At 54.7% G+C, this 13990-nt stretch carries 7 protein-coding genes; all 7 read left to right on the top strand.

Features of this window, described 5'->3' with window-relative positions; all coding sequences use genetic code 11:
• The first annotated feature begins 6 nt into the window (after window positions 1-6).
• The 7 genes from NT073_RS06990 to NT073_RS06960 all read left to right on the top strand — a co-directional run bounded on the left by NT073_RS06990 (window position 7) and on the right by NT073_RS06960 (window position 13951).
• Entirely contained in the window at window positions 7-1260 is a 1254-nt protein-coding gene (locus tag NT073_RS06990; protein WP_297370831.1) for a GDSL-type esterase/lipase family protein, read from the top strand.
• Between the two features lies 1 nt (window position 1261).
• A complete protein-coding gene (locus NT073_RS06985; protein WP_297370829.1) occupies window positions 1262-4750 on the top strand; it encodes a PVC-type heme-binding CxxCH protein in 3489 nt (1162 codons plus the stop codon).
• Window positions 4751-5114: 364 nt separating this feature from the next.
• A complete protein-coding gene (locus NT073_RS06980) occupies window positions 5115-5699 on the top strand; it encodes an RNA polymerase sigma-70 factor (protein ID WP_297370827.1) in 585 nt (194 codons plus the stop codon).
• Window positions 5700-5923: 224 nt separating this feature from the next.
• On the top strand, window positions 5924-6961 hold the full coding sequence (locus NT073_RS06975; RefSeq protein WP_297370825.1) for a FecR family protein: 1038 nt from the start codon (window positions 5924-5926) through the stop codon (window positions 6959-6961).
• Between the two features lie 96 nt (window positions 6962-7057).
• Window positions 7058-10492 (top strand): TonB-dependent receptor, encoded by a 3435-nt coding sequence (locus NT073_RS06970; protein WP_297370823.1) that lies wholly within the window; start codon window positions 7058-7060, stop codon window positions 10490-10492.
• 19 nt (window positions 10493-10511) lie between these two features.
• A complete protein-coding gene (locus NT073_RS06965; RefSeq protein WP_297370821.1) occupies window positions 10512-12158 on the top strand; it encodes a RagB/SusD family nutrient uptake outer membrane protein in 1647 nt (548 codons plus the stop codon).
• A gap of 137 nt (window positions 12159-12295) precedes the next feature.
• Window positions 12296-13951 carry a glycoside hydrolase family 28 protein gene (locus NT073_RS06960; protein ID WP_297370820.1) on the top strand — a complete coding sequence of 552 codons (1656 nt, stop codon included), beginning with the start codon at window positions 12296-12298 and terminating at the stop codon, window positions 13949-13951.
• Window positions 13952-13990 lie beyond the last annotated feature (39 nt).

The raw sequence follows: 13990 nt of genomic DNA, 5'->3' as shown, positions 1-13990 counted from the left end.
AAATGCATGAGACAGCGTAAGGTATTAGCCGCGCTCGGGTATACGATATTCGTGCTGCTTTCCCTCAGTTGCGGATTGTCGGTTGCTCAGACTACTCCTCAACAAACCACAGCATCCCAAACCTCTTCCTTCGAATTGAAGAACGGTGAACGGGTGGTTTTTCTGGGAAATTCACTCTTCGAAAATGACTTTCAGTACGGGTATCTCGAACTGGCGCTAAGCACTCGCTGGCCCGACCGTGACATTACGTTCCGCAACCTCGGCTGGACGGGCGATAACGTCTACGGCATTGCCCGAAGCACCATTACCAATCCGCCTACGGGTTACGATCTGCTGATGGAGAGTCTCACCAAAGCTAAACCCACGCTGGTTTTTCTGGCCTACGGCGGTATCGAAGCGCAGGACGGCGAGGCTGGTCTCGGGTATTTCACGGAGGGACTAACCAAACTCCTCGACAAAATTGACCAGCTTGGTGCGCAAGCCATCCTGCTGTCGCCGATTCCGGTGCTGACCACCGATCTGACCCAAAACGTGGCCAGTCGAAACGCCATGCTCGAAACCTACGCAGCAGCCATGGCCAAACTGGCGTCTCAGCGGGGCAAACGGTACATCGACCTGTTCAACCCAATTCAGGAAATCGGCCGGAAGACAGTCATTACCGATAATGGGATTCACCTCAACGAAACAGGCTATTATTACCTGACCACTACCCTCGAACAGCGGCTGGGGTTGGCACCTCGCTTCACCCCCGTTACGATTACCGCTGGTAAACAAGCCGGGGTAACCACCGGATCGGCTAAACTCCTACCTGCTGCAAAGGGAGAACCCGCCCTCACATTCGCCATCGACGAAACACTTTTGCCGCTCCCCCTCCCCGCCGACGATAAACCTGTTACCAACAACGGGCCATTGCTCAAAATAACGGGCCTGAAAAAGGGCTTCTATACCCTCACGGCGGATACTGAAACGTTGGTAACGGCCTCCGCCAGCGACTGGGCCAACGGCATCGAACTCCGGCAGGGCCGTTTGTTCGAACAGGTCCGGGAGTTGCGCCAGATGATTTTAAAGAAGAACGACCTGTTTTTCTTCCAGTACCGCCCGCTGAACACGACCTATATTCTGGGTTTCCGCTCCTACGAGCAGGGGCGGCATGTGAAAGGGCTCGAAGAACAAAGTATTCTCATCAAGTGGCTGGAGGGGCAGATTGCGGTAAGCCGCAAGCCCGCTGCCAGCGTGTATCAACTTAGCCCGTTAAAGTAGTATGAACGTCATAAAAACCGCCCGGTCTCTGCGCTTTCTCTATATATTCTTCACGGTTTCTGCTGTGCTGCTCATCACGTCGGCGGTCAATCCAGACAACCAAAACGATATTCCAGACCCCGACCCGAAACGTGAACTGGCCTCCTTTAAAGTGGCCGACGGCTTTGAGGTAACGCTCTTTGCTGCCGAACCGCTGGTAGCCAAACCCATTCAGATGAACTGGGACGCCGAAGGACGCTTGTGGGTGGTGAGCAGCACCGCTTATCCGCACCTGAAAACGGGTGAACAGGCCAACGACAAGATCTTTGTCGTGGAAGATACCGATGGCGACGGCAAAGCCGATAAATCAACCATTTTTGCCGAAGGCCTCCTCACCCCCACTGGAATTCTCCCCGGCGATGGCGGTGTGTACGTCGCGAACTCCACCGAGATCCTGCACTTTATGGATACGGACGGCGATGGCAAAGCCGATAAAAAACGTCGGATTCTAAACGGTTTCGGCACCGCCGATACGCACCACCTTATCCATACCTTTCGCTGGGGTCCCGAGGGGCTGTTGTATTTCAACCAGTCCATTTACATCTACAGCCACGTCGAAACGCCCTCGGGCATCAAGCGGCTGGAAGGCGGTGGCGTTTGGCAGTTAAACCCCAAACACCTCGAACTGGACATCTACGCCAAAGGGCTCATCAATCCCTGGGGGTTGCAGTTTGACCGCTGGGGGCAATCCTTCCTGACCGATGGCGCCGGGGGCGAAGGCATCAACTACGCCTTTCCGGGGGCTACGTTTGTAACCTCGCCGGGAGCAGCCCGCATCCTGCGCGGACTAAATCCGGGACAACCGAAACATAGCGGACTGGAAGTGATTTCAGGTCGGCACCTGCCGGAATCCTGGCAGGGCAACGTCATTACCAATGATTTCCGGGCCAACCGCATCAACCGGTTCCGGCTGGAAGAACAGGGCAGCGGATATGCTTCCAAACAGGTTGAGGATTTACTGTGGACCGATAATGTCGCGTTTCGGCCCGTCGATATTTCGGTGGGACCCGATGGCGCCATTTACGTAGCCGACTGGTACAACCCAATTATTCAGCATGGCGAAGTCGATTTTCACGATCCGCGCCGGGATCAGCAGCACGGCCGTATCTGGCGCATTGTGGCGAAGAACCGTCCGCTGGTCAAACGCCCTCCGTTAACAAAAGCGTCGGTCAACGAACTGCTCGACGCGCTGAAACTCCCCGAAGACTGGACCCGTTCGCAGGCAAAACAGATTCTCAAAGCGCGTGGTACCGCCGAAGTCATACCGGCCCTCGAAAAATGGGTGCAGAATCTGGACAAAACAGATACCGAATACGAACACCATCTGCTCGAAGCCCTTTGGACCTACCAAACCCTTGAGGTGGTCAACGAACCGCTGCTGCTGCGTTTGCTGAATGCCCAAAGTCATAAAGCGCGGGCGGCAGCCCTTCGGGCACTGGAACTGTGGCACACGAAAATAGCCAACATGCCCGCGTTGCTCACGAAAGCGGTGGCCGATAAGCATCCGCAGGTACGTATGGAAGCCGTTATTGCGCTGCGAAATATAAAAACGCCCGAAGCCGCCCGAACGGCCCTGTCCGTACTGGATAATCCAATGGACGAATTTCTGGATTATGCCCTCTGGCAAACCGTCCGCGAAGCAGAGCCCCTCTGGGCACCCCGCCTGAAGAAAGATCCCAACTTTCTGGGCGACGCCCGGAAGACTGTTTTTGCGCTGAAATCGGCCAGCAGTCCGGAGGCCGTTACCCAGTTAAGGCAATTATATCAGCAGGGTAAAGTGCCGACCGACTACCAGAAGGACGTGCTCGGGTCGATTGCGAAGTTCGGCAGTGCGGCTGACCTAACCGGTCTGTTCGAAAAAGAGATACAGGTTAAAGGCAGTCCGGCCAGCGAAGTAGCCCTGGTGCTTGGTACACTGGAAGAAGCCGCTAGGCGGGGAGTTAAACCAGCCGGAAACCTGGACCGGATTACAGACTTCGTCGACAGCGACGACGATGCGGTTGCCACCAGTGCGATCCGGCTGATTGGGCTCTGGCAGCTGACCGAACTAAATGGAACACTGGTAACTCTGGCTCAGAAGGGCGACAAAAATCGTCGGCAAGCCGCCCTCGGTGCACTGGCTGTTACGGATAAAAATAACGCCTGGAAATCGCTAACGGGTCTGACAGGCCCCAAAAGCCCGGCCGATCTACGACTGGCCGCAGCCGCTCAGTTGGTGTCCGTCAATGCCCCCGAAGCTGCCCGGATTAGCGCCGACCTGCTACGAACGTTGCCGGAGCAAACTGATGTAGCCGAGCTTATCCAGGCATTTTTGAGCAGCAAGCCGGGCACCAAAGCCTTGTCGGATGAACTGACAGCCCGCAAAATCCCAGAGAAACGCGCCATGATCGGCCGGCAGCTCATGCAGCGTGGCGTACCGTATAACCGGCGCAACGATGCCGATGTCAAACTGCTGGCAAAGGCGTTTGAAGCATCGGGTGGGGTTTTGCCAGCCGAGAAAATGCCGCAGGAATTAACGGCGCAGGAAATCACCAGACTGGCCAGCGTTGTCAGGGAAAGCGCCGACCCGGTGAAGGGAGAAATGATATTCCGAAAAAGCAGCCTGTCGTGCCAGACCTGCCATGCCATTGGCGGTGCCGGGGGACGAATCGGGCCGGATTTGAGCAGTCTGGGCACGAGTTCACCCATCGAAACCATCACCCGGTCGATCCTTTACCCGAACCAGTCCATCAAGGAAGGCTACGAACTACAGCGCATCGCAAAAAAAGACGGTAGTGAACTGATGGGGTATCTAGTCAGCAACGGCACCGCCGAGCTGGTGATCCGCGATGTGTCGGGTCAGGAAGTGTCGGTTCCTAAAAGTCAGGTGAGCGTTATCGAGAAAGTACCGGGTTCGCTAATGCCTGCAGGACTGACGGCCAGTCTGGACAAACAGGAGTTTATTGACTTAGTGGGCTTCCTCTCGAAAATGGGCGAATCGGGCAAATTCCGGGTGCCTACAGAGCGGTTTGTGCGTCGCTGGAACACCGTTTCGACTAGTAAGGACCTTGCCAAAAAACTTCGGGACGAAGGGCTGGGCGCTGTTGTAAAGGAGAATACCAAGCTCGCCCTGCAATCGGCTTACAGTAAAGTGTCCGGCGAGTTGCCGATTGACGAACTGCCCGTTATCACAAATGCGAATAAGCCTTACAGCATCGTCCGGTTCGATCTGGAAGTGGTAAGCAAAGGCAATATCAATCTGGCGCTGAACAACACGGCTGGTATTAGCGCCTGGGTCGATCAGAAACCCGGCAAACTAACCGACCGGGGCCTTTTGGCCGATCTCTCGCAGGGAGTGCACACCATTACGCTGGCCATTGACCGAAGCGTTTATAAAGCCAGTTCGCTCCATGTTCAATTGCTCGACGCGCAGAACGCTCCGGCTCAGACAAGGCTCGTTATGGGTCGTTAGCTTAACGGACAAACGCCATATCTTGAAGATATGGCGTTTGTCCGTTAAGCTAACGACCCATGAAAAAATCCAAAACAGCCAGCCAAAACTAACAAAACTTCTAAGTAGCCATTCAAATACAATTTCTCTTTATTGGTCCTCAAACCGGTATAATCCGACCGTTGGCATCGTTCCCGGCAACGATTGCATAGAAATAATCAAGTAAATAGTTGCAATATTTAACAAATGAGCAGAGATTAATAGAGGAAAGAGAAAGGGGCAGACCGCTATGTGCTATTGCAATTATCAGAAAAGTGCAATTTGCCCCCACCCCTTTCAGCCAAACAGTGTAGTTAGTTTGAGCCTATAATTCTCTCTCAACGCCGTGAATTACAAATCACTTCCAGACGAACTATTGCTGCTGTATCTACGAACTGGAGATGAGAACGCTTTCCGGGAAATCTATCTGCGCTACTGGAAGAAACTCTTCAGCATTGCCCGACATAAAATTCAGGCGCTGGATGCCGTTGAAGAACTTGTTCAAGACATTTTTCTCCGTCTGTGGGAACGCCGGGAGTCGCTGCAAATTGATCAGTTAGATGCGTATCTGTTCACGGCGGTACGTTATGCCTGTATCAATCACATTAAATCTACACTGGTAAAGGAGAAGCACGCCGATTACGCCTACGTCCATTACAACGACGCATCGTACGCCACCGACGAACAACTCGATCTAGATGAGCTAATGGACGCCGTTGAACAGCAACTCAACGACCTCCCCGAAAAGACCCGCCAGATTTTTCGCCTGAATCGACTGGAATACCAATCCGTAAAAGAAATTTCGACTAGCCTGAAAGTCCCCGAACGAACGGTCGAGTATCACATCAGCCAGGCCATCAAATCCCTGCGCGTCTACCTCCGCGATTACCTCCTGACCGGACTGCTGACTATGCTGTTTATGGATATTTGAGGAGCCGGAAGACTCCCCAGCATAGCAGTTAACCCGCCCCGCCCATACCTACAATTGTCCTACCCCAACATCTCCCCTTTCACAACACAACACCGTATAACTTTATAAAGAAAAATTAGCCTCTAAGCCACTAAGCATTTAACTTTTCAAAGAATTAATAAAACCCTTTGCGGTTAAGTGCTCCCTTCACTGACTTAGCTTGTAGAAACCATTACTACAGAGTCATGAGTCGGAAGACGTTCAGGCAACTCCTTGAAAAATACCTCCGGGGAGAATGTACACCCCAGGAGAAGCGATTTGTTGAACACTGGTACGGCCTGCTGGAAACAGAAACCGGCGAATCCGGCGAGGAACTGGACATGGACGAACTCGAAGGGCGTCTCTGGAATCAGATCCAAAAAAAAATGGATACCAGCGAAGACCCTGAACAGGGGCGCATTGTACCCCTGCAACGGGTCCGGTACCGTTGGCTGGGCCTAGCAGCTTCCCTGCTGCTCATTGGCGGCTGGTTTTACCTCAGCCAGCCCATCCGGAATCTGCTGCCCGGTCAGGCACCATCGACCAATGAGCAGACCGGCTGGATCGACCGATCCAATACATCATCGCGGTCTGTAGAAATTCGGATGGAAGATGGCAGCGTTGTTCAGTTGTCGGCCAAAAGCTCCCTTCGGTTTCCCAAACACTTTGCCGCCGATAAACGCACCGTTTACCTGACCGGCGATGCCTTTTTCTCGATTCAGAAGATGCCCTCCCGCCCGTTTTACGTGCATACCGGCGAGGTCGTCACCAAAGTACTCGGCACGAGTTTCTTCGTCCGCACCGAAGCCGAATCGGGGAAAGTACGTGTCGAAGTGGTTACCGGACGCGTTACGGTGTACAAGCAGGAATCGGAAAAACAGACGTCGGCAAACGGCGTTTTCCTGACACCCAATCAGGCCGCCACCTTCTTTGCCGACGAGCAGCACTTTGTAACGGGTCTGGTCGATACGCCTAAAGTCATTCAGCCCACAGGAACCGAAAAAAAGCCCGGCTCGCTGGTGTTCGACGATGCCCCGTTGACGGATGTGCTGGCGCGGCTTGAACAGGCGTATGGAATTGATATTGAGTTAGAAAACGACCAGCAAAAAAGCTGCCCGCTTACGGCCAACCTAACCGATCAGCCGCTATACACACAGCTGGATATTATTTGCGCGGCACTGAAATCAACCTATAAAATTCAGGGAACGACCATCCTGATCAGCGGAAAAAGCTGTACTGAGTAGTTGGTCCGGTCATTACATGTTCATCCACTCTCCTACTTCCATGCCTATGCACTAGCCGTTTTCAGTACCCCGGAATTATAAAAAAAGACGCTGGTCATGCGTCAACATGAACCAGCGTTATTGAATCCTGACGTGCATCGGACCGACTGCGAATCGGACCCCGACAAGCCGGATCGTTTTGCCGATTTCCTATCTAACAAAACCCTTAAAGGTATGAAAAAAAGACTACCTGTGCCTACCGGCGGCTTTCCCGGCTGGCCAGCCGATCTACTTCCCCGATTAATGAATCTTTCGCTTATCCAACTCTTCCTGATGATCGCCTGTACGAGTTTCTCGTTTGCCTTCGATGGCCAGGCGCAGGAATTAATGAACCGTCCCGTAACCCTGCATGTAGAAGGGCAGCGGCTCCGCGTGGTGCTGGCGCAAATCGAACAGCAAACAACGGCCCGCTTCGTCTATAGCTCGAAGTCGATTGGTGTCGACCGCCCGATCACGTTCACCACCCGCGATAAACGGCTGGCCGACGTACTTACCGAACTGCTCCGGCCCCTGAAGCTGAGCTACCGGATGGTGGGCGGTCAGATTGTGCTGGAAAGCGATGCCGACGCACATTCGCTGGTAACGCCCGCGCCTGAAGCCGCCGACCGCGCCCTGTCGGGAACGGTGACCGACGAGAAGAACGCGGCCTTGCCGGGCGTGAGTGTCGTGATCAAAGGCTCGAACCGTGGCTCTACTACGGATGCCAATGGGCAGTTTAAAATCACGGTGCCGGACGGTAACGCCGTTACGCTGACCTTCTCCTTTGTTGGCTACCAGAGCCAGGATGTGGCGGTTGGGAGCAAGACAACGGTCAATGTGTCGATGGTACCCGATGTGAGTTCGCTGGACGAAGTCGTAGTCATCGGCTACGGGGCCGTTCGCAAAAAAGACCTGACCGGCTCGGTGGTGCAGCTCAAAAGTGAGCAACTGAAAGAAGTACCGACCTCCAACGTGCTCGAAGCCGCGCAGGGTAAGATTGCCGGGGCCGACATCACCCGCAGCAGCGGTCAGGCGGGGGCGCGGATCAACATTTCCATCCGGGGGAACCGCTCCATTGGCGGCAACAACTCCCCGCTGATCATTGTGGATGGTATCCAGTACAGCAACCTGGAGGATATCAACGCCAACGACATCGAAACGATGGATGTGCTGAAAGATGCGTCGTCTACGGCTATTTACGGGTCGCGCGGGTCGAACGGGGTTATTCTGATCACGACCAAGAAAGGCAAACTGGGTAAGCCCGATATTTCGTTCAACGCCTATTCCGGGATTTCGCAGGTGACGATGTACCCGAAGGCGATGGATATTATTGGATTCCGGGATTTCAAACGGGAAGCGTGGCGGGCCGCCGGTATCTGGAAAAGCCCCGCCGATGATGCCGCCATTTTCACCAACGTAGCCGAATACGACGCCCTGCAAAAAGGTCTCTGGACCGATTACCAGGATGCCCTGATTCACAACGGACTTCAGCAGAATTACCAGGTGGGTATCCGCTCGGGCACCGACCGGCTGAAATCGTACGTTTCGGTCGACTATTTCAACGAGAAAGGTATCCTGAAGCTGGACGAACTGAGCCGCTATACGGGCCGACTTAATGTTGACTTCACGATTAACGACTGGATGAAAATCGGACTGCAGAGCCAGCTGACGTATTATAACCAGAGCGTGCGTCGGGACCCGCTCAACCAGGCCAACAAGATCAGCCCGCTGGGGTCGCTCTACGACGCCAACGGCAATTTCAATTTTATCATGCTCGACGGACAGACGGCCAATCCCCTATCCGACGAGCAGCCCAATGTGTTCAATAACTCTGTGCTGACCACCCGGGTGCTGACCAATGGGTACCTCGAACTGACGCCGTTCAAAGGGTTCTCGTTCCGAAGTACGCTGGGCGTCAACCTGGCTTCCATACGCGACGGGGCCTATTCATCGCCCAAATCCATCGACCGCTCGCTAACGGGCAAATCGCTGGCAACGTACAACACCAGCAACGGCCGCACCGTGAACTGGGAGAACGTCATGACCTACCAGCGAACCTTCGGCCAGCACGCCCTCACGATGACGGGCATTGCCAGTTACCTGGGCAACACCTCCGACAACTCGGCGGCTTCGGGCGTCAACCAGTTGCTGCCCTCGCAGTTATTTTACTCGCTGGGCAGCGCCACGGAGGAGATCAAGATCAATTCGGCTTTCTCCAAAAATAACCTGGTATCGTTTGCCGCCCGCCTGAACTACGCCTTCCGCGACCGGTATCTGCTCACGCTGACCGCCCGCGAAGATGGTTCGTCGAAGCTCGCGCTGGGTAACAAATGGACGTTCTTCCCGTCGGCGGCTTTTGCGTGGCGGGTTATCGAAGAGAAATTCATGCAGGACATAAAAGGGTTGAGCGACCTCAAAATCCGGGCGAGTTACGGCGTGGCGGGCAACGACCCGTCCGGCCCTTACGCGACCCAGACAACTCTAACCCGGCTGGCCTTTGGGTACGATGACATCTCCGCGCCGGCCTATACTTTCTCCCGAAACGTGGGCAACACCGCCCTCGGCTGGGAATTATCGAACACCAAAAACGTGGGCTTGGATTTCGGCCTGTTCAACGGCCGCGTCAACGCATCGCTCGACTATTACGACACCCGCACCTCCGATCTGCTGCTGGACCGGGGCCTGCCGCCAACGACCGGCGTAACGACGGTGAAGCAGAATATCGGCAAAACCCGAAACCGGGGGCTTGAGCTGTCGCTGGGAAGCACCAACATCCGGACCCAGAACCTGACCTGGAGCAGCAACGTCACCTTCACCAAAAACAAGGAGGAAATTACCGAGCTGGTCACCGGCTCCAACGACATTGGCAACGGCTGGTTCATTGGCTCGCCCATCAGCGTGTATTATGATTACGAGAAATTAGGCATCTGGCAGACGTCGGAAGCCGATCTGGCGGCCAAACTCGCACCCACGCAGCTACCCGGCGAGATCAAAGTGAAAGACCAGAATAACGATGGCAAGATCGACGCCGTCAACGACCGGATCATTCTGGGAACGCCCCGCCCCAAATGGAGTGGCGGCTTCGACAACACCATCAAGTTCAAGGGTTTCGACCTGAATGTATTCCTGTATGCCCGCGTGGGCCAGATGATCAACTCCGACCGGTCGGCGCGGTTCGACCAGCAGGGGGTTGGCAACAGCACGGCGGGGCTGGACTACTGGACGCCCGAGAATCCAACCAATGCCTATCCACGCCCCAACAAGAACGGCGGGCTGAAATACCTCTCGACGCTGGGCTACCAGGATGGCACCTATGCCCGGATTCGGAACATCACGCTGGCCTATAACGTACCGGTCAAAGTACTTCCCAAGGTGGTTCGGGGCGTGCGGGTGTACGTAACGGGTAAGAACCTGGTCACCTTCACGAAGCTGAATTACGACCCCGAGCGGGGTGGTTCGGAGAACTTCCCCATGACCAAACTGTACGTCTTCGGCCTGAACGTCAATTTATAACCCAAAAACTTTAGTCAACATGAACTCATTCCTAATGCGAACGGGGTTATTACTGCTGTCTTTCTGCACGCTCTTCGCGTGTAAAGATGTGCTGGACGAATACAACCCCAGCGGCCTGACCGCAGAGACTGTGTATACCACGCCCGAAGGCTTCGAAACGCTGGTCAATGCCGCCTATACTTATCAGCGGTGGTGGTACGGCAAAGAGGAAGGCTATAACATTGCCGAAACGGGTACCGATATCTGGACGAGTGGTTCAGGCGAGGTCTACCGCGATTTGACCCAGTACCTGAACCTTCAGGGCAGTAATGGTGCACTCAGCAACGAGTGGCGGGAGTTTTATGCCGCCATCAACCTCTGTAACGGGGGCATCAGCCGCATCGGCAACGCGGGTTTGTCGGCTACCCTGCGGCCTGTCCGGGAAGGGGAACTCCGGTTTCTGCGCGCCTTCTACTATTGGCATATCGTTGAAACCTGGGGTGGCGTTCACTTTACCACGCAGGAAACGAACGGCATCATCTCCACGGCCAACCGAACGCCCATAGAGACGTTTTACAACCTGATTTTTGAGGATTTGAAATTTGCCGCTGCCAATCTGCCCGTTACCCAACCCCAATATGGCAGGGTAACCAAAGGAGCCGCGCAGGCGTTTCTGGCCCGTATGTACCTGACGCGGGGCATGAACAAAGAAGCCCTGGAAACGGCACAGGCTGTTTTGACCGGTAACTACGGCTACAAACTGGAAACCAACTACGCCGACCTCTGGAAGATGAGTAACCTCAAAACCAAAGAGGCTATCTACGTTGTGGACTATTCGACCAACCTGGTGCTGAACGACCTGGTTAACTCGACCTTCAACCCATATGGCCATAGTCGGGGCAGCAACAACGCCCACCTGCTGTTCCTGATGAAGTACGACGACCGCCCCGGCATGATCCGGGATATTGCCAATGGACGCCCTTTTAACCGCTACATGCCCACCCGTTTTCTGTTGGACCTGTACAGCGAAAACGACGCCCGCTACGAAGGCTCATTTACCGAGGTGTGGAAGGCCAATGCGACTTCGCGTCCGGCGGGTATGAACCTGGGTGATACGGCGGTGTATTGCACCCGGCTCGAAATACCGGATGCGTTCGAGGCTACGCGCAAGTACCAGATTTACGACCGAAGCAAAATTTACAACGCCAACGGAACGGTGAAAGACAACCTGCGCTACCCGAGTCTGTCGAAGTTTATGGACCCTACCCGCGCCAGTCTGAACGAAGCGCAAAGTGCCCGCGATGTGTTCGTGATCCGGCTCGCCGAGGTATACCTGATTGCCGCCGAAGCGCAAATGAAGCTGGGTAATCTACAGGCTGCCGCCGACTACATCAACGTGCTGCGCACGCGGGCGGCCAAACCCGGCAAAGCGGCCGCCATGCAGATCGACCCGGCTCAGGTAACGCTCGATTTCATTCTGGACGAGCGCGCCCGCGAACTGGCCGGTGAGCAGATTCGCTGGTTCGATCTGAAACGGACGGGTAAGCTGCTGGAACGCATCCGGGCCTATGCACCCGACAATGCCATCAACCTGCAGGACTTCCAGGTATTACGACCCATTCCACAAACCCAGCTGGACGCCGTGACCAACAAAAGCGATTTTACACAAAATCAGGGCTATCAATAGCCAACAGAATCGTCCGGGTCAGGCACTAGTCTGGCCCGAAGTTTTTACATCCAACAGAGCCGTCAGGTTACGCTTGTCGTGCTATCGTGCATCGTGCTGTCAGTTTTGAGAAACTGACAGCACCAAAAAACAACAACATGACCAAACACGCAATCTGCCTCATCGTTATCGGTTCGCTGCTGACCCGCTTTTCGGCAACGGCACAACCTAAACCGACCTATAGCTGGACGAACCTGCCCAAAATTGTTCAGCCGACGTTCCGGCGCGACACGATCAATATCACAACGTTCGGTGCCAAACCCGATGGTGTTTCCCTCAATACACAGGCCATTAATAAGGCGATTTCGACCTGTAGCCAGAAAGGCGGTGGCGTGGTGCTGGTCCCCGCAGGCATCTGGCTCACCGGACCCATTGTTCTGAAAAGCAACGTGAACCTGCACCTCAAAAGGGCCGCTACGCTGCTGTTCACCCCCGACAAGAGCCAGTACGCGCTGGTAGAAGGCGTGTACGAAGGCAAACGCGCGGCCCGCAACCAGTCGCCGGTATCGGGCACGAATCTGGAAAATGTGGGCATTACGGGTCAGGGTATTCTGGACGGGAACGGCGATGTATGGCGGGCGGTGCATAAAAGCCAGCTCACCGAAAGCCAGTGGCAGGAAAAAGTAGAATCGGGCGGGGTTTTGAAAGACGACGGCAAGACCTGGTACCCGAGTGAGCAGTTCAAAAAAGCCAGCACCGAAAACCGGAGTATGCTGTTGGCATCGGGAAAAACGCCCCAGGATTTTGCCGATATGAAAGACTTTTTACGGCCGAATCTGGTGGTACTCACCAACTGCAAGAAAGTACTGCTCGAAGGCGTCACCTTCCAGAATTCGCCCGCCTGGTGCCTGCATCCGCTGATGTGCCAGGACCTGACCCTTCGCAATGTAACCACCAAAAACCCGGAGTACGCGCACAACGGGGATGGTATGGACATCGAATCCTGCAAAAACTTCCTCATCGAAGGCTGTACGCTCGATGTGGGCGACGATGCAATCTGCATCAAATCCGGCAAAGACGAGGAAGGCCGAAAGCGGGGCATGCCCACCGAAAACGGCATTATCCGGAACAACACCGTGTACAACGGTCACGGTGGCTTTGTGGTAGGCAGCGAGATGAGCGGAGGTGCCCGCTACCTGTTCGTTTCCAACTGCACGTTCATGGGCACGGATAAGGGCCTGCGTTTCAAGTCGGTTCGCGGGCGGGGCGGAGTGGTCGAGCACATCTATGCCAAAGATATTTTCATGAAGAACATCGCGCAGGAAGCCATCTTTTTCGACATGTACTACTTCGTCAAATTCGCGACGGACGGGGTGCGCGACGAACGTCCTGTGGTGAATGAAGGTACGCCCGTTTTCCGAAACATGCGCTTCGAAAACATCGTCTGCACCGGTGCGAAGAAAGGCATTTTTGTCCGTGGTCTGCCCGAAATGGCGATTCAACAGATCGCTATGGCCAACATGGTTCTCGAAACGGAGAAAGGCGTCGAACTGGTCGATGCCAGCGGTATCCGGCTCGATAACATAAACCTGCTGTCGACATCGACGAAGCCCGTCATTAGCGTTACGAACAGTAGCAACCTAACGTTCAACAATATTCAGTACCCGGCCAATACCGATGTGTTGTTCTCGATTGACGGTGAACGCAGCCAGGCCATCAGCGTCACCAACACCGACTTATCCAAAGCTCGTACCAAAACCGAATTCACCCACGGAGCCGCCGAAAAGAGCGTGTTGCTGACGTCGACGAAGTAAAAGGATAAGGATCCGCGCTACATTCCCAGCGATGAGCGT

This window comes from Spirosoma sp. (assembly GCF_026391055.1).
Classification (GTDB): domain Bacteria; phylum Bacteroidota; class Bacteroidia; order Cytophagales; family Spirosomataceae; genus Spirosoma.
This window is presented reverse-complemented; position numbering and strand designations above follow the sequence as displayed.